Below are 16,960 nucleotides of genomic sequence, written 5' to 3'. Positions count from 1 at the left end.
AATCTATCTACAAGAATAGTGTATTGGCCAAAGCCCCTGAAACATGAATGTGGAATTCACCCCTAAATTATTTTCCCTCCTAAAAGGAGGTATCTCTAAGGAAACACTTTCAAAAGATATTATTTCTGGTTCCATTGTGGGAATCGTGGCCCTGCCCTTGGCCATCGCTTTTGCCATTGCTTCTGGGGTTTCGCCTGAAAAAGGATTGATCACGGCCATTGTAGCCGGAATCATTATTTCAGTGTTAGGTGGAAGTCGGGTGCAGATCGGAGGGCCCACAGGTGCCTTCATTGTCATTGTTTATGGCATTGTGCAAGAGTTTGGTCTTTCCGGGTTGACCATAGCCACTTTTATGGCAGGTTTTATCCTTATCGGGTTCGGGCTTGCCAAACTGGGTAATCTCTTGAAATTTATCCCCTACTCGTTGATCGTGGGATTCACCAGCGCTATTGCGTTGATCATCCTATCTTCCCAAGTGAACGATTTTTTGGGATTGGGCGTCAAAGAGGTTCCTTCCGATTTTTTGGAGAAATGGACCGTTTACTTTCAAAACTTCAGCCATGTCAATGGGTATGCCATCTCCATTGCTGTGGGCACGGTCTTGCTGACCCTTTTCTTTCAAAAATGGATAGCAAAAGTCCCTGGATCCATCGTGGCCATCCTATTGTCGACCATAGCTGTCAGCGTTTTTAATATTCCTGTGGATACCATCGAAAGCAACTTTGGTGAAATCCCGAACCATTTTGATATATCCTCTTTTCCTTCCATTGATTTTGAAACCGTGAAATCCCTCATTCAGCCTGCATTTGCCATTGCATTGTTGGGAGGCATCGAATCCTTGCTCTCCGCTGTGGTCTCCGATTCCATGATAGGTGGAAAACATCGCTCCAACATGGAACTCATCGCCCAAGGGGCGGCCAATATTTTTTCTGCACTTTTGGGCGGAATCCCTGCCACGGGTGCCATTGCCAGAACCGCGACCAACGTAAAGAACGGAGGGTGCACCCCGATTGCGGGCATCGTGCACGGATTGGTCCTGTTGGCCATCATGTTATTGTTTGCCCCTTATGCAAAATTGATCCCGCTTTCCTGCTTGGCAGGCATCTTGGTAGTGGTCGCATACCATATGAGCGAGTGGAGGCAATTTGTATCCATTCTGAAGGGGAGCCGAATGGACATCATCATTTTATTGACTACCTTTTTGCTTACCGTTCTATTTGATTTGATCATTGCCATTGAGGTTGGTGTAGTACTCGCAAGTTTTTTATTCATGAAAAGAATGAGTGAATCTGTTCAAATACAGAACATTACCCACGAAAGTCAAGAAGCGGAACAACTTTTTGAGAACGAAAACTTGGCAATACCCAAGAATGTCGTTTTATATGAAATAAACGGTCCCCTCTTCTTTGGTGCGGCAAGACAATTTCAGGAAACCATCACCCAAACGCATATCCAGCCCAAAGCGGTGATCATACGGATGCGATATGTTCCGTTGATAGATGCCACGGGTTTCCAAGGGTTGAAAGAAATCATCAAAACCTTTAAATCCAAAGGAATTGAGGTCATCATTTCCGGGGTCAATGATGGGTTGGAGAAAGATTTTGAGAAATTTGGCCTTTACAGTTTGATAAACAAGGGATTGGTTGTTCGGGATATCCAAACCGCCGTGGAAAAAGCCAAGATCATTTAAAATTCCTTCAATAGTTCCGCCACTTCTGGGTAAGTTCAAAAACGTGTTCCAGGATACGAGCTTCGGTTTCGTTGAATTGCATGCCTCGACGTTCCATCATGGCCGTGGCCACTTCAAAGGCTTTTTTAGGTAAAAACGTAGTAAACCCAGATGCCCCACCCCAACTGAAACTGGGGACAAAATTCCGTGGAAATCCACTGCCAAAAATATTGGCGCTCACCCCCACGACGGTTCCGGTATTGAACATGACGTTGATACCACATTTGCTATGATCGCCCATCATCAGCCCACAAAACTGAAGACCTGTTCTGGCAAAACCTTCTGTTTTATAGTTCCACAGGCGTACCTCTGCGTAGTTGTTTTTTAAATTGGAAGTATTGGTATCGGCTCCGATATTGCACCATTCCCCCAACACGGAATTGCCCAAAAAACCATCATGTCCCTTATTGGAATTGGCGAACAGAACTGAATTGTTTACTTCGCCACCGAGTTTACAACCGGGTCCAGCCGTGGTGGGTCCGTAAATCTTGGCACCCATTTTCACAACGGCATTTTCACAAAGGGCGAAACCTCCCCGGATCATGCAGCCCTCCATCACCAAGGCATTTTTACCAATATAGATGGGCCCTGTGGACGCGTTCAAAATACTGAACTCTACCGTGGCACCTTCTTCGATGAAAATATTTTCAGGGTTCAACACTTGGTTGGTACTTGAAATGGGTTGACTTTTTCTTCCTTTGGTCAACAGGTCAAAATCGGATTGCAAAGCTTCACCGTTTTTGGAAAAAATGTCCCAGGTATGCTTGATGGTCAAGCTGTCCGAAGTATACGGAATCAGCACATAGTCATCACTGTTGAAAGGTGTCTTGGCATCATCGGTACCATAAGCGATGTATTGATCTTGATCCATCAAAGCCTCTCCTTTTTTCAAACTTTGGATAGCGGCCAATACATCGGCATTGGGAAGATAGCTCTCATTGATCACTACATTCTCTTTCCCCATCTCAAGAGGAAATTTTTCCGAGAGGTATTCCTCCGTGAGGCTACTGACGGTTGTACCAAGCCATTTTTCCCATTTCTCCCTGATGGTCAGGATGCCTACCCGAATTTCACATACGGGCCGTGTGAAGGTAAAGGGAAAAAGATCTTCGCGGTGGTATCCGTCGGAAAGAATATAGTTCATGGCTTAACTTTGGATGGTACAAAAATAAAAAACGCCCCTGAAAAGATTCAGGAGCGCTTGTATATTTCGTTAAAGAGACGGCCCTTATCGGCCTATTCCCCTTACTTGCTGAATTTCTTGTATTTGTTCTTGAACTTGTCGATCCTACCAGCAGTATCCACCAATTTGGTCTTACCAGTGTAGTATGGGTGCGAAGTTCTTGAAATCTCCAATTTCACCAAAGGATACTCAACGCCATCCACAGTGATGGTCTCTTTTGCTTCAGCAGCGGATTTGGTGATAAAGACATCCTCATTGGACATATCTTTAAAAGCTACCAATCTATAGTTCTCTGGGTGTATACCTTTTCTCATCGTCTTAAATGCTTAATCTCAGAATTTTCGAGGTGCAAATTTAATGATTTCTTTGATACCTCCAACTTAAAATAGGTAAAAAATAAAAAAGTAAATTTATTGTAACAAAATCCATCTAGCAAGCACTAACAAGCTACAATCAACACAAAAATCAATAAAATGGAAGAACAACAACCAAAAGCCAGTAAATTCATGTTGAACTATGGCCTGATCCTAGGCGTAGTTTCCGTAATCTTCGGGGTAATGCTCTACACCCAAAAGATGCACTATGAGATGAGCACTCCTGTTATTGTCATTTCGGTTCTATTGACCGTAGTGGCTATTTTCCTTGGGGTGAATGCCTACAAAAAAGCCAACGGGGGCTATCTGAAAATTTCCGAGGCCCTAAAGATCGCTGTGGGAATCGCATTGGTATCCACCATCATTTCCCTTGTTTACCAGTACGTGCTCATCAACTTTATTGAGCCCGATTTTATGGACAAGGCAATCGAAATGGCAAAACCAAAGGCCATGGCACAGAATCCTTCCATGACGGAGGAACAATGGCAACAAGGTGTGGCCATGCAGAAAAAACTAGGATGGTTGCGCTATCCGATTGGTTTGATCTTCAGTTGCATCATCGGTTTGGTCGTGGGAGTCATCACTGGGCTCATCCTAAAAAAGTCCAAGCCGGAATACTAAACCAAAAAATGCTACTTTTGAAGGGAATTCGAGAAACAAGCAATGCAGATTTCCATTGTAATTCCTTTACTCAACGAGCAAGAATCGCTTAAAGAACTACATGATTGGATTGTACAGGTGATGCAATCCAATCATTTTTTATATGAGATCATCTTTATTGATGATGGCAGTACCGATGGTTCTTGGGAAACCATCATGGAGCTTTCGCAAAAAAATGAACATGTGAAAGGTATCCGATTTTTGAAGAACTTCGGAAAGTCCCAGGCTCTTCATGCTGGATTTAAGGCCGCCGAAGGCGATGTAGTCATCACCATGGATGCCGATTTGCAGGACAATCCAGAGGAAATCCCCGAAATGTACCGCATGATTACCCAAGAAGGCAACCAAGTGGTTTCCGGCTGGAAGAAAAAAAGGTATGACTCGGTCATTGCCAAGAACATCCCTTCCAAACTCTTCAACTGGGCTGCCCGCAAAACCTCCGGGGTAAAATTGCACGACTTTAACTGTGGATTAAAAGCCTTTGACCATCAGGTGGTGAAGGCCATAGAGGTACATGGAGAAATGCACCGCTACATCCCTGTTTTGGCCAAGAATGCAGGGTTTTCCAACATTTCCGAAAAAGTGGTCCAGCACCAGGCCCGAAAATACGGCACCACCAAATTTGGGATGGAACGTTTCATCAATGGCTTTTTGGACCTGATCACCATTTGGTTCGTTTCCAAGTTTGGCCGCAGGCCCATGCACCTGTTCGGGGCGTTGGGCGTGCTTATGTTCATCGTAGGTTTTGGATTTTCGCTCTATTTGGGAATCGACAAACTCTTTTTGAATCCTACAGGACGATTGATCACGCAACGACCACAATTCTACATCGCCCTTACAGCCATGATCATAGGTACCCAACTATTTTTGGCAGGTTTTTTGGGCGAGATTATGGTACGTTCCAGAAAAAACGATACCCGATACACCATCTCCGATAAAATTAATCTGTAGGGTATTCCCAAACCCTTTAATCTTTGTATTTTTAAGCATCTAAACAAGCATAAAACACTATGGATTCCATTACCGCTATCGCACAATCTTGGTTGACCGATTTTTTTGATGACGAAACAAAAAAAGAAATCCAACATTTGATGAAAAATGATCCAGAAGAACTCAAGGAACGTTTTTACAAGGATTTGGAATTTGGTACCGGGGGTATGCGTGGTGTAATGGGGGTCGGCACCAATAGGATCAACAAATATACCTTGGGCAAGAATACACAGGGATTGAGCAACTATCTCAAAAAATCGTATACCGACCACGATCTTAAGGTGGTCATCGCTTACGACTGCAGGCACAATTCCAAAACATTGGCAAAGACCGTGGCGGATGTTTTTTCCGCCAATGGTATAAGTGTTTACCTGTTTTCCGATCTACGTACCACTCCAGAACTTTCCTTTGCCGTAAAATATTTGGGATGTCATGCGGGTATTGTTTTGACTGCATCTCATAACCCCCCGGAATACAATGGGTACAAGGTGTATTGGGCCGATGGTGGGCAGATTGTCCCCCCACAAGATGGAGAAATCATTGCAGAGATCGATTCCCTTTCCTTTGAGGATATCAAATTCGATAAAAACGAAGCACTGATCCATCTGATCGATGAGGAAGTGGACGAAGCTTTCTTTGATGGTTCGTTGAAAAATGGCAACTTCAACGCTAAAGGAAAAGACGATTTCAAGATCGTATTTACCTCCTTGCACGGAACATCCATCACTGCCATTCCGGAGGTATTGAAACGGGCAGGGTATAAAAACGTCACCATTATTGAGGAACAGGCCACCCCTAACGGTGACTTTCCTACAGTGAAGTCGCCCAATCCCGAAGAACCCGAAGCTTTGGAAATGGCCATTAAAAAAGCTGAGGAAATTGGCGCGGACATGGTTGTGGGCACCGACCCCGACAGTGATCGCTTGGGCATTGCAGTGCGAAATTTGGAGGGAAAGATTGAGTTGCTCAACGGAAACCAGACCATGGTTTTGATGACCAAGTTTTTGTTGGACCAATACAAGGAAAAAGGATTCAAGGGCAACGAATTTATTGCCTCCACCATTGTTTCTACCCCCATGATGGCCCAGTTGGCCAAAGCCTACGGTGTGGAATACAAAACGGCCTTGACAGGCTTTAAGTGGATCGGCAAGATGATCAAGGATTTCCCGAACTCCAAATTTATTGGTGGTGGTGAAGAAAGCTTTGGTTTTATGGTGGGTGACTTTGTCCGGGACAAAGATGCCGTGACCTCTACCCTTTTGGCCTGCGAGATCGCGTCCAATGCCAAGGCGGAAGGAAGCTCGTTCTACAAGGAATTGATCAATGCCTATGTGCAGTTTGGGTTTTACAAGGAAAAGCTGGTTTCCCTGACCAAAAAGGGAATGAGCGGCGCCGAAGAAATCAAACAGATGCTCAAGGATTTTAAGGAAAATCCTGTGGAATCCGTTCAAGGTTCCAAATTGCTTTGGATCGAGGATTACAATACTTCCACGGCCAAAAATGTGCAGACGGGCGAGGAGTTTTCCCTTAACCTGCCCAAATCCAATGTATTGATCTATGAGACCGAGGATGGTACCCGAATTGCGGCCCGTCCCAGTGGCACCGAACCCAAGGTCAAGTTTTACATCAGCACAAATGCAAAATTGGACAAGGCTGCCGATTATAAATCCGTAAATTCGCAGCTGGAAACCAAAATTGACGGTATCCTTTCTGAATTGAATTTGTAGGTGAATGAACTACTTTAAGAAAATTCTCCGATTTGCAGGACCATACCGCAAATACGGGTATTTGAATATCTTTTTCAATATTTTATATGCGCTTTTCAGTGCGTTGTCATATGCAGCATTGATCCCGATGTTGAACGTGCTATTTGATAAAACGAAACGCGTCACAACACCTCCAACATATCAAGGTATTGGAAAATTAAAGGATTTTTTCACCGATTACATGAGTTATAAAATAACAGGGTTTTCGGGAGATGATCCTATGAAGGGGCTCATGTTGGCCATAGGGTTGGTACTGGCTTTGTTCTTTTTCAAGAACGTCTTCAATTACATCGCCATGTACTATATCACGTTTTTACGCAATGGAGTGCTCAAGGATATTCGGAACAAGATGTACGAAAAAATTGTGGACCTACCCATCTCCTATTTCTCCGAAAAAAGAAAAGGAGATGTCATTGCCCGGATCACTTCGGATGTATTGGAAATCCAACATTCCTTCTTGTCCATTCTGGAATTGATTGTACGTGAACCATTAACCATCTTGTTTACGATCATAGCCATGTTCCTGATCAGCGTGAAGCTGACCATTTTTGTTTTTATTTTTATTCCCATTGCCGGAATGCTCATTTCCCGAATAGGAAAATCACTTAAACGCAAATCGGACAAAGTACAAAAGGAACAGGGCGAATTTTTGTCCATTGTAGAAGAAACCTTGGGCGGATTGCGTGTCATCAAGGCTTTCAATGCTGAATCCAAATTTTATAGCACTTTTAAAAACTCAACCAATCGTTTTTACAGGTTTTCGAATTCCCTTTTGAACCGGCAAAACCTTTCATCTCCAATCAGCGAATTCCTAGGTATCGTTGTTTTTGGTGTTTTATTATGGTATGGTGGTCAATTGGTTTTAATTGAAAATGATTTGGATCCAGCTTCTTTTATTACCTATATGGGACTAGCATTCAATATCTTAACCCCTGCCAAGGCCATTAGTAAGGCTTCCTACGGGGTGAAAAAAGGAAATTCAGCAGCAGAGCGGGTGTTGGAAGTGTTGGAATCCGAAAATCCCATCAAAGACAAAGAAGGTGCCGAGGAGAAAATAGATTTCAATACTGGTATTGAGCTGAACAATGTAGGTTTCAAATATGAAGAGGATTATGTGTTGAAAGACTTCAACCTAAAGGTTGAAAAAGGCAAGACGGTAGCATTGGTGGGCCAATCCGGAAGTGGTAAAAGTACCGTGGCCAATCTGGTAACCCGCTTCTACGACGTGAACAAAGGCGAAATTTTGATAGATGGCACCAACATCAAGGACCTCACCAAAAAGTCTCTTCGTGGACTCATGGGATTGGTGACACAGGATTCCATCCTTTTCAACGATTCGGTAAAAAACAATATCGCCCTGGGCAAAGAAAATGCCACCATGGAGGAAATCGTTGCAGCCGCCAAGGTGGCCAATGCCCACGACTTTATTATGGACCTCCCCCATGGCTACGACACCAATATTGGCGATGGCGGTGGCAAATTGAGTGGCGGTCAAAAACAACGTCTCTCCATAGCAAGGGCCGTACTCAAAAATCCACCTATCATGATCTTGGACGAGGCTACCTCGGCCCTCGATACCGAAAGTGAACGATTGGTGCAGGACGCTTTGGAGAAAATGATGCAAAACCGCACTTCTATTGTGATTGCACACCGACTATCCACCATCCAAAATGCGGACACCATTGTGGTCATGAGCAAAGGAAAAATTGTGGAACAAGGCACCCACGATGAACTCATGAAAGCACAGAACAGTTACAAAAAACTGGTGGAGATGCAATCGTTCAGCATTTGATTATCCAAAGATTCAAAATTCAAGAGTCAAGAATCAGGAGCCAGGAGTCAAGAGATTCTTCGCTTCGCTCAGAATGACAATTGTACCATCTGTACCCCGTGAAGGATCTAAAACTTATCCAAACCAAATGATTCTTCGCTACGCTCAGAATGAACATAGAATAAATTAGCACCAAAATGTCATGCTGAACACCGTGAAGCATCTCAATTGAATCCCTACTAAAAGAGATTCTTCGCTTTGCTCAGAATGACAATCCTGGCAATTGATTATTGCTAATTGATAATTGCAAATTGTCCATTGAATAATTAAACCTTTTCCCCTTACCTTAGTCAAAGCATCAAATTGTACGGACCATTGATCGCTGAGGAAACCTTAGTACAAGAACTTAAGGACAAAAATAGCCAGGCAAAGGCCTTTGAGGTGTTGGTGAACACTTACAAAGAGCGACTTTATTGGCATATCCGGAGGATTGTACTGGACCATGATGATGCCGATGATGTATTGCAGAATACCTTCATCAAGGTGTACAAAAATATAGATGGCTTTAAAGGGGAAAGTAAGTTATATTCCTGGTTGTACCGCATTGCCACCAATGAATCCTTGACATTTTTGAAGCAAAAATCAAAAAAAATGGGCATCGGTGATCAACAACTCAAGGAGAGATTGGTAGAAAATCTGGAAGCCGATGTGTATTTTGAAGGAGATGAGATCCAATTAAAATTGCAAAAAGCATTGGCCGAACTCCCAGACAAGCAGAAACTGGTCTTCACCATGAAGTATTTTCAGGAAATGAAATACGAGGATATTTCCGAAGTACTGAAAACCTCGGTGGGTGCGCTAAAAGCTTCCTATCATTTGGCAGTAAAGAAAATTGAAGCGTATCTTAAAGCAGATTAAACCTTTGGCAAAAATTGATGTCAAAACCATATCATGAAAAAGGACAAAAAAAATAGTTTCAACACCCCGGAAGGCTACTTCGAAAGCTTCAACGAACGTTTGATGGCTCGAATCCAGGAAGAAGCCACGGATGAAGCGAGTTCCATCATCCCGAAAACGGATGGTTTTGGGGTTCCGGAAAGCTATTTTGATGATGTTGTCCCCAAGGTGTTATCCCGAACCACAGAAGAAAAGGGCAAGGTAATCCAGCTCAAATCGTACAGGAAAATATATTACGGAGCAGCCGCTGTGGCAGCGGTTTTCCTTTTGATCTTCGGATTCAATTGGAAATCAGAGCCTTCACCTGTTACCTTTGATGATTTGGCGAATACCGAAATTGATGCCTATTTTGACAACAACCGCATCGATATGAGTTCCTACGAACTGGCCGAAATGGTCTCCTTTGAAAACGTTCAATTGAACGACATGCTGGAAGATGACCTTAGCGGAGAAGTTATATTGGAATATCTGGATGAAAATGTTGACGACCTGAGAGACCTAAACATAGAATACATTGATTATGAGTAAAAAAATACCCATACTGATCGCGTTTTTGATCGGCACCTTTTGGATGCAGGCCCAAGGACCGGTACGGGATCGCATCAAAACCTTGAAAGTGGCCTTCATCACCGAACGGGTAGGCCTGACCAGCAAGGAAGCACAACAATTTTGGCCCATTTACAACGAACATGAGGATGTTTTGGAAAACATCCGGAGAAGGGAACGTGCCGAGCTGCAATCCAAAATTTCCATGGCACAAGGGCTATCGGATGCAGATTCGGAAGAACTGTTGAACAATTTGCTCTCCCTTCAAAACGAACGCCATAATGCCGAACAGCAATTCATGGGAGATATTAGAAAGGTGATTCCCGCCAAGAAGGTATTGTTGCTCATCAAGGCAGAAGAAGATTTTAAAAAGCAACTGCTTCAAACCTATCGAAATCGTAGAGGTGGGGGATAACCACTTATAAATCAGCAAAAAACAAGAAAAGAGCCCATTTGGCTCTTTTTTTATTAAACCTTTTTACGATTCCCAAGTCTTAGATACAGAAACCATAAAAATCCGCATTATGAAACGTATGAAGACACTTTTGGTTATCGTGGCCTTTTTGGGAACAATATTGGCCGCACAAGCACAAAGAAGGACCGTGGTGAAGGTTTATCCAAAATATGGAACTGTAGTCACCACCGTTACAAGCCCCACTCTTGTGGTGCATAAGAGCAACAACTTTTACTATGCCGATGGCGTATGGTACAAACCTCGGGGAAGAAAATATGTGGTATGCTCCGCACCACGGGGAGTGGTCGTGAACATGTTGCCCAGAGGAAGCAAAGTGGTGTATGTAAATGGCAGAAGACTCTACAAATACAGAGGTGTTTGGTATAAAAGAACAGGACGACAATATGTAGTCGTGACCGTATAGTTTTAATTGTTTTTTGGTTGGTTATTGATTCTGGAGCGGCGATAATATCGCCGCTCTTTTTTAGTTAAATACGAGTTTGGCAATTCGGTTTCTTCCTGCAGCATAGGCAATGGAATCGTTCAAAAAGCGAAGGGTAAAAAAAGATTCTTCGCTCAGTTCCCTCCAGTTTTCCCCACCATCAGCAGAATACGAAATCCCCGTAAATCCGATGGCCACTAATCCCTTTCCTTCGGAATTGGGCACGAATTGCACACAGCTTTTATAATCCGGTTCCTTTCCATCCGCAATCAGGCTCCAGGTTTTTCCACCGTCCAAGGTAATAATCTTGTTCTTTTGGTTGGATTCGGGTGAGGTATAATCCCCTCCAATGGCAAAGCCAAGGTTTTCATCGTAGAAATCCATGGAATAGATGCCTTGGGTGGGTTCCTCGTGAATGATCGGGGTTTGTTGTATATCCCAGGTAGCCCCCTTGTCCGATGAATGATAAATCCGCCCTTCGGTGGTACCAATCCAAACTTGGTTGCCCGCCACTGCAATGTTACTGTTACTGGCCGCAAAGGCACCCTCCCCTTCAATCCCTTCGGGTAATTCCGAGCAAGAAATTTTCGTCCAGGTTTCCCCTCCATCCTTGGTTAGAATGATGGAAAGACAACCATCCACCGTATCACCCACCGCAATGCCTTCGGTATCGCTCCAAAAAGTCATAGCATCATAAAAAACCCCTTCACCTTCTTCTTTGTAGACCGCTTCCATTTTACCATTACCCCCTGTTTTGTAGAGCAAGGCCGGACTTTCAATGGAAAGCATGAAAAAGTCTTTGGAGGTTTTCCCGACTGCCCTAAAACTTGGGGTCAATGAATCATAAGTCTGGATATTGGAACGTACCTTGTGACTGTTCACATCCACAGTTCCATAAACCCCGCCACTCCCTGCAAAGGCCAAGGTTTGGCTATCTAAAAAAGTTATGGCCCTGATACTCACGGAGTCTTCAAAAACAGGTGTTACGGATACCGATTTAAAGGGTTGCTGTTTTTTTTCGGTGGAACAGGACGCCAAAACCAAGAGCGCCAGGAGAAGAATGGATAACCTCATTACATTTATTTTCCCCAAAAGTAAGGAGAAATGATACCTTTGCAACCTTATTTTATGTCATGCGTCTACACAGAAACTTGGTATTTGCCGTAATTGATGCCCTACACCTTATTTTTAACGAAGGGGAATATGCCGATAAGGTCATTGAAAAAGTATTGAAGTATGACAAACGTTGGGGTGCTAGGGACCGTGCCTTTATTGCCGAAACCACCTATGACATTGTTCGTTGGAAACGGTTATATACCGAAATAGCAGAGGCCCACGAACCGTATACCCGCCCTCATTTGTTCCGATTGTTTGGAGTTTGGTGTGTATTGCGCGGCATAAGGTTGCCCGATTGGAAACAGCTGGAAGGAACCCCTGAACGACGTATCAAGGGGCGGTTTGACGAGCTTTCCAAAATTAGGAAGTTCAGGGAATCTGTTCCCGATTGGATGGATGAGTTGGGAGAAAAATCCTTGGGCAACGAACTTTGGACCAAGGAAATAGCAGCATTGAACCAACAAGCAGAAGTCATCCTTCGAACCAATACCCTAAAAATTCCAAAGCCCCAGTTACAATCGTTTTTGGCGAAAGAAGAAATTGAAACCGAAACTTTGAAAGGCTATCCGGATGCTTTAAAATTGAAGGAGCGGAAGAACGTTTTTACTACCGAAGCTTTTAAGGATGGGCTTTTTGAAGTGCAGGATGCTTCTTCACAATTGGTGGCGCCATATTTGGAGGTGGAACCAGGTCAACGTGTTATTGATGCCTGCGCCGGTGCCGGAGGGAAAACACTACACTTGGCCTCCATGATGCAGAATAAGGGTCAACTTATTGCCCTCGATATCTATGAGAGCAAATTGAAAAAACTTAAAATCAGGGCTCGACGCAATGGTGTGCACAATGTAGAAACCCGTGTCATCGATTCCAATAAAGTCATCAAAAAACTGCACAACAGTGCCGATAGACTCCTCCTTGATGCGCCTTGCTCCGGATTGGGGGTCATCAAAAGAAATCCCGATTCTAAATGGAAATTGGAACCCGAATTCATCGAGCGTATCATGGGTGTTCAGCAGGACATTCTCCAAAATTATAGCAAAATGCTGAAAAAAGGCGGACAAATGGTCTATGCCACCTGTTCCATCCTTCCGCAGGAAAACACCGAACAGGTCAAAAAATTCTTGGCCTCCGAAGCCGGGAAAGAATTTGAATTGGTTAGGGAACAAAACGTTTATGCCTCCGAAACAGGTTTTGATGGATTTTATATGGCGCTTCTCAAAAAGAACTGATTCGATTCACACAAGCCCTATTTACCAATAATAAATTTTCGGCTACAACAACCTTAGATTAGGCTACATCCCCCCTCTCGTTTCGGGGCAACTTTGCTGTGTCAATTCATAACAATAAAATTCTAAGAAAATGGACACAAAAAAAGTATGGTTGGTCACCGGAGCCTCCAAAGGACTGGGACTGACTTTGGTAAAAACATTGTTGAACCACGGATACCAGGTAGCGGCCACTTCCAGAAGCTTAAACGCTTTGGAAAATGCCGTGGGAAAACAGGAAGCTTTCCTGCCGCTTCAAGTAGATTTGATGAACGAGGAAAGTGTGGGATCTGCCATTTCGCTGGTACTGGAAACTTTTGGCCATCTCGATGTGGTGGTTAACAATGCCGGATATGGACAAAATGGAACGTTGGAAGAGATTACCGATGAAGAATCAAGACAAAATTTTGACGTGAATGTATTTGGCCTGTTGAATGTCATCCGTAAGTCCATACCGCATTTAAGGGAACAGCAATCAGGGCATATCTTCAACATTGCATCCATTGCGGGTATGATAGCCACTTTTCCGGGATTTGGCGTGTATTGTGCCACCAAATTTGCCGTTGTTGGTCTGACCGAGGCTTTGTCCGCGGAAGTGGGACCGTTTGGAATCCATTCCACAGTAGTCTATCCAGGATACTTTCGTACCGAATTCCTATCCGACGACTCCCTGAAATTGGCCAAAAACCGCATGGATGTGTACGTCCAAGCTAGGGAATCGGAACGCTTGCACAAAGAAGAGATTGCCGGAAACCAATTGGGTGATCCCGAAAAAGCTGCAGAGGTACTCATCAAGGTGGCCGAAAGCGATGACCCCGCCCTACATTTGTTCTTGGGTAGCGACTCCTATGGTCTAGCACAGCAAAAATTGAAAACCTTGGAATCTGCCTTGGAGGCCAACAAAGCATTAAGCCATTCCACAGACTTTAAAAATTAATGTGTAATTTGAAAATGGGGTGAGGTGCAAAACCTTGCCCCCTCATCCATAAAAGCATATGCATACTTTTAATACCTTAAGTGAGTTCCACAAATTTTGTGCACTCCCCAAACCGGAGCATCCTTTGATAAGTGTGGTCAATTATGGCCAAGTGGACTACCAGACCATTGAAAAGCAAATCACTTGGATGCAAAATTTCTATTCCATCGGGCTGAAACGGGATATACAGGCCAAGGTTCGGTACGGGCAACAGGAATATGATTTTGATGAAGGGCTGTTGAGTTTTATCGGCCCACGACAGGTGCTACAGTTTGAAATGCTTCCAAGGGAAAAGAAACCCTCAGGCTGGTTGTTGCTCATTCACCCCGATTTTTTGTGGAACACCCCATTGGCCAAGACCATCAAAAACTATGAATTCTTTGGCTATGCCATCAATGAAGCCCTATTTCTTTCAGAAAAGGAAGAAAATACTTTGGTTGACGTTTTGTTGCACATTCAGCAAGAATATCGGTCCAACATCGACAAATTCAGTCAGAACATCATTATTGCCCAACTCGAATTATTGCTCAATTATGCCGAACGATATTATCAAAGACAATTTCTTACGAGAAAGATCAACAACCACGAGGTTTTGGTTCGGTTGGAGAATCTTCTCGACACCTATTTCAACGGAGAGGAAGCCATTGACAAAGGGATACCGACCGTCCAATTCGTAGCGGACACCTTAAATGTTTCTTCCAATTATCTGAGCAGTCTGCTTAAAGTCCTGACGGGGCAAAGTACCCAACAGCACATCCATGAAAAATTGATAGAGAAGGCCAAAGAAAAATTATCGACCACCCAACTTTCCGTCAGCGAGATTGCATACACCCTAGGATTTGAGCATTCCCAATCCTTTAGCAAGTTGTTCAAAAGCAAGACCAAACAGTCGCCGCTGGCTTTTAGGGCATCATTCAATTAAAACAGCCATGTCAAGCCGAGTCGAGATATCAGTTTAAAGGTTCTCGACTCCGCTCGATATGACAGTATTTTCATGACCTTAAGGCTTCACAGTAGGATACTCTACTCCCAATTGCTCCAAATAGGTATCGTATTTGGTCTCATCGAAGTAAAATTTCTCCAGCTCGGGACGGAAGCTTTCCTGTTTTTCTTTATTCAAATAGATGGGGGGCATATCATCTGCAGCAATCATCGGCTGATACTTGGTCTCCTTGGTCTGTTCGTTGTTGAAATAATCCCAAGCCTGGGTCAACAGTTCCGGTTTCAACAAGAAATCCAAAATGGTCATGGCCTCGGCCTTGGCCCCTGCGGTCACACCTTTGTGCGCAATGGGAGTGGCCATCGCAATGGCATTGGCCCAATGGTGGCCCGGCAATCCTGGAATGTTGGAAGGAAAACGCATGGTCACGGTAGGTACCTTCCATGAAATGTCCCCGATATCATCGGAACCACCGCTGATGGGCTCCAAAACCGGTAATCCCAGTTCTGATAATTCTGTGGGCAGTCCCTCAATCTTTTTGGCCTTCACTTCGGTTTGAACGGCCTTGGCCAATTCCTGATCGGCCTCCGTCCAAGTAGGAAGCCCCACATCCTTGATGTTTTCGTACATGGTCTCGGCAATCACTTTGTTATAGTGACGTGGCCAAGCGGTGCCCAAAACCCTAGAGGTCATGGTCGTGCTGGTCATCAAGGCAGCACCTTTGGCAATATCATTGGCCTGGGCATACATTTCCATGATACCTTCATAGCTTACATCCCTGAAATAAAACCAGATGGCGGCTTTGGAGGGTACCACGTTAGGTTGATCGCCCGCATCCGTGAAAATAGAGTGGGAACGTTTTAGGGGATGCAAGTGCTCCCTTTTGTAGTTCCATCCGATGTTCATCAATTCAGCGGCATCCAAAGCGCTACGTCCTCTCCAAGGTGCCCCAGCAGCGTGTGCGGCTTCCCCTTCAAAAAGGTATTCCACGGAAATAAGCCCTGTACCACTGGTAGGTCCCCATGAAACTCCCAAGTTGTTGCCTACATGGGTAAAGATGCACATATCAATTTTGTCAAAAAGGCCATCGCGAACGTACCAAGCCTTTGCGGCCACCAATTCTTCGGCAATACCGGGCCAAAGGATCAAGGTGCCACCAATATTCTCGCGCTCCATGATTTCCTTTACGGCCAAGGCAGAAGTAATGTTCAACGGGTTACCGGCATTATGACCTTCCCCGTGTCCGGGTGCGCCATCCACAATCGGTTTATGATAGGCCACTCCTGGATATTGGGAGGCTTTGGGAATACAATCCACATCACTACCTAGGGCGATGACGGGGCCATCCCCATTGCTCCACGTGGCGAACCAAGCCGTAGGAATGCCCGAAATGGAATGCTCGATGGTAAACCCGTTGCTCTCCAAGATTCCGGTGAGGTATTTGGAGCTTTCTTCCTCCTGAAAACCGAGTTCAGCAAAGCTGAAAACCTTGTCCACCATCACTTGGGACTGCTTTTTATGGGCCTCCACAATGGCGGCGGCTTCGCTTTTTAGTTTTTCAATCTGTTTTTTGGAGTATTTTTTTTGAGCGGATGTAAAGGTGACACTGCTCAGGATCAATATCCCGGATAACAGGATCTTGGCATTTTTCATAAGGTTGGTTATTTGAGTTAGTTACAATGCTTCTAAGATAATGAAACACAACAATACTTTATCATTTTTGATTTGGATGACAAAACACTTTTGCCAAGAAATCAATTTATCTCATTAAAAATTCAAGATTTGTTTTTC

General features: G+C 44.1%; 16 protein-coding genes. 12 read left to right on the top strand and 4 right to left on the bottom strand.

Annotated features, from left to right (window positions below; genetic code table 11):
* Window positions 1-43: 43 nt before the first annotated feature.
* Window positions 44-1,690, top strand: coding sequence for a SulP family inorganic anion transporter (locus D2U88_RS14275; RefSeq protein ID WP_119641223.1), 1,647 nt, complete (start codon window positions 44-46; stop codon window positions 1,688-1,690).
* 7 nt (window positions 1,691-1,697) lie between these two features.
* Here the strand turns inward: D2U88_RS14275 and D2U88_RS14270 are convergent, their stop codons facing one another.
* Window positions 1,698-2,873 carry a GlmU family protein gene (locus D2U88_RS14270; RefSeq protein ID WP_119641222.1) on the bottom strand — a complete coding sequence of 392 codons (1,176 nt, stop codon included), beginning with the start codon at window positions 2,871-2,873 and terminating at the stop codon, window positions 1,698-1,700.
* A gap of 101 nt (window positions 2,874-2,974) precedes the next feature.
* Window positions 2,975-3,226 (bottom strand): type B 50S ribosomal protein L31, encoded by a 252-nt coding sequence (locus D2U88_RS14265; protein WP_119641221.1) that lies wholly within the window; start codon window positions 3,224-3,226, stop codon window positions 2,975-2,977.
* 159 nt (window positions 3,227-3,385) lie between these two features.
* Here D2U88_RS14265 and D2U88_RS14260 point away from each other — a divergent pair, with 159 nt between their 5' ends.
* From D2U88_RS14260 to D2U88_RS14225, 8 genes are all read left to right on the top strand, one after another.
* On the top strand, window positions 3,386-3,907 hold the full coding sequence (locus D2U88_RS14260) for a DUF4199 domain-containing protein (protein ID WP_119641220.1): 522 nt from the start codon (window positions 3,386-3,388) through the stop codon (window positions 3,905-3,907).
* A 42-nt stretch (window positions 3,908-3,949) separates the two neighbouring features.
* The gene (locus D2U88_RS14255) at window positions 3,950-4,897 is read left to right on the top strand and encodes a glycosyltransferase family 2 protein (RefSeq protein ID WP_119641219.1); all 948 of its coding nucleotides are present in this window, start codon (window positions 3,950-3,952) and stop codon (window positions 4,895-4,897) included.
* Between the two features lie 59 nt (window positions 4,898-4,956).
* Entirely contained in the window at window positions 4,957-6,663 is a 1,707-nt protein-coding gene (locus D2U88_RS14250; protein ID WP_119641218.1) for a phospho-sugar mutase, read from the top strand.
* A gap of 4 nt (window positions 6,664-6,667) precedes the next feature.
* Window positions 6,668-8,494 (top strand): ABC transporter ATP-binding protein, encoded by a 1,827-nt coding sequence (locus tag D2U88_RS14245; protein WP_119641217.1) that lies wholly within the window; start codon window positions 6,668-6,670, stop codon window positions 8,492-8,494.
* 354 nt (window positions 8,495-8,848) lie between these two features.
* The gene (locus tag D2U88_RS14240) at window positions 8,849-9,391 is read left to right on the top strand and encodes an RNA polymerase sigma factor (RefSeq protein WP_119641827.1); all 543 of its coding nucleotides are present in this window, start codon (window positions 8,849-8,851) and stop codon (window positions 9,389-9,391) included.
* Between the two features lie 33 nt (window positions 9,392-9,424).
* Complete coding sequence (locus tag D2U88_RS14235; RefSeq protein WP_119641216.1) at window positions 9,425-9,958, top strand: hypothetical protein; 534 nt, start codon at window positions 9,425-9,427, stop codon at window positions 9,956-9,958.
* Window positions 9,951-10,391, top strand: coding sequence for a hypothetical protein (locus tag D2U88_RS14230; RefSeq protein WP_119641215.1), 441 nt, complete (start codon window positions 9,951-9,953; stop codon window positions 10,389-10,391). The genes D2U88_RS14235 and D2U88_RS14230 overlap by 8 nt, the downstream gene beginning before the upstream one ends.
* 109 nt (window positions 10,392-10,500) lie before the next feature.
* Entirely contained in the window at window positions 10,501-10,854 is a 354-nt protein-coding gene (locus tag D2U88_RS14225; protein ID WP_119641214.1) for a DUF6515 family protein, read from the top strand.
* A 60-nt stretch (window positions 10,855-10,914) separates the two neighbouring features.
* Here D2U88_RS14225 and D2U88_RS14220 read toward each other — a convergent pair whose 3' ends face one another.
* Complete coding sequence (locus D2U88_RS14220; protein WP_119641213.1) at window positions 10,915-11,946, bottom strand: WD40/YVTN/BNR-like repeat-containing protein; 1,032 nt, start codon at window positions 11,944-11,946, stop codon at window positions 10,915-10,917.
* Between the two features lie 59 nt (window positions 11,947-12,005).
* On the opposite strand from D2U88_RS14220, the gene D2U88_RS14215 reads away from it, so the two are divergent.
* The 3 genes from D2U88_RS14215 to D2U88_RS14205 all read left to right on the top strand — a co-directional run bounded on the left by D2U88_RS14215 (window position 12,006) and on the right by D2U88_RS14205 (window position 15,151).
* Window positions 12,006-13,217, top strand: a complete 1,212-nt coding sequence (locus tag D2U88_RS14215) for an RsmB/NOP family class I SAM-dependent RNA methyltransferase (protein WP_119641212.1) — start codon at window positions 12,006-12,008, stop codon at window positions 13,215-13,217.
* 130 nt (window positions 13,218-13,347) lie between these two features.
* The gene (locus D2U88_RS14210) at window positions 13,348-14,190 is read left to right on the top strand and encodes an SDR family NAD(P)-dependent oxidoreductase (RefSeq protein ID WP_119641211.1); all 843 of its coding nucleotides are present in this window, start codon (window positions 13,348-13,350) and stop codon (window positions 14,188-14,190) included.
* 58 nt (window positions 14,191-14,248) lie between these two features.
* The gene (locus D2U88_RS14205) at window positions 14,249-15,151 is read left to right on the top strand and encodes a helix-turn-helix domain-containing protein (protein WP_119641210.1); all 903 of its coding nucleotides are present in this window, start codon (window positions 14,249-14,251) and stop codon (window positions 15,149-15,151) included.
* 78 nt (window positions 15,152-15,229) lie between these two features.
* Here the strand turns inward: D2U88_RS14205 and D2U88_RS14200 are convergent, their stop codons facing one another.
* Entirely contained in the window at window positions 15,230-16,822 is a 1,593-nt protein-coding gene (locus D2U88_RS14200) for a zinc-binding metallopeptidase family protein (protein ID WP_119641209.1), read from the bottom strand.
* Between the last annotated feature and the right edge of the window lie 138 nt (window positions 16,823-16,960).

The organism is Flagellimonas aequoris, assembly GCF_003584165.1.
GTDB lineage: Bacteria > Bacteroidota > Bacteroidia > Flavobacteriales > Flavobacteriaceae > Flagellimonas > Flagellimonas aequoris.
Note: the sequence above shows the minus strand (reverse complement) of the source record. Positions and strands in the feature narration are given on the sequence as shown.

Coding starts and splice junctions, on each gene's coding strand:
- D2U88_RS14275 (WP_119641223.1), top strand. CDS start 44: ATGAATGTGGAATTCACCCCTAAATTATTTTCCCTCCTAAAAGGAGGT.
- D2U88_RS14270 (WP_119641222.1), bottom strand. CDS start 2,873: ATGAACTATATTCTTTCCGACGGATACCACCGCGAAGATCTTTTTCCC.
- D2U88_RS14265 (WP_119641221.1), bottom strand. CDS start 3,226: ATGAGAAAAGGTATACACCCAGAGAACTATAGATTGGTAGCTTTTAAA.
- D2U88_RS14260 (WP_119641220.1), top strand. CDS start 3,386: ATGGAAGAACAACAACCAAAAGCCAGTAAATTCATGTTGAACTATGGC.
- D2U88_RS14255 (WP_119641219.1), top strand. CDS start 3,950: ATGCAGATTTCCATTGTAATTCCTTTACTCAACGAGCAAGAATCGCTT.
- D2U88_RS14250 (WP_119641218.1), top strand. CDS start 4,957: ATGGATTCCATTACCGCTATCGCACAATCTTGGTTGACCGATTTTTTT.
- D2U88_RS14245 (WP_119641217.1), top strand. CDS start 6,668: ATGAACTACTTTAAGAAAATTCTCCGATTTGCAGGACCATACCGCAAA.
- D2U88_RS14235 (WP_119641216.1), top strand. CDS start 9,425: ATGAAAAAGGACAAAAAAAATAGTTTCAACACCCCGGAAGGCTACTTC.
- D2U88_RS14230 (WP_119641215.1), top strand. CDS start 9,951: ATGAGTAAAAAAATACCCATACTGATCGCGTTTTTGATCGGCACCTTT.
- D2U88_RS14225 (WP_119641214.1), top strand. CDS start 10,501: ATGAAACGTATGAAGACACTTTTGGTTATCGTGGCCTTTTTGGGAACA.
- D2U88_RS14220 (WP_119641213.1), bottom strand. CDS start 11,946: ATGAGGTTATCCATTCTTCTCCTGGCGCTCTTGGTTTTGGCGTCCTGT.
- D2U88_RS14215 (WP_119641212.1), top strand. CDS start 12,006: ATGCGTCTACACAGAAACTTGGTATTTGCCGTAATTGATGCCCTACAC.
- D2U88_RS14210 (WP_119641211.1), top strand. CDS start 13,348: ATGGACACAAAAAAAGTATGGTTGGTCACCGGAGCCTCCAAAGGACTG.
- D2U88_RS14205 (WP_119641210.1), top strand. CDS start 14,249: ATGCATACTTTTAATACCTTAAGTGAGTTCCACAAATTTTGTGCACTC.
- D2U88_RS14200 (WP_119641209.1), bottom strand. CDS start 16,822: ATGAAAAATGCCAAGATCCTGTTATCCGGGATATTGATCCTGAGCAGT.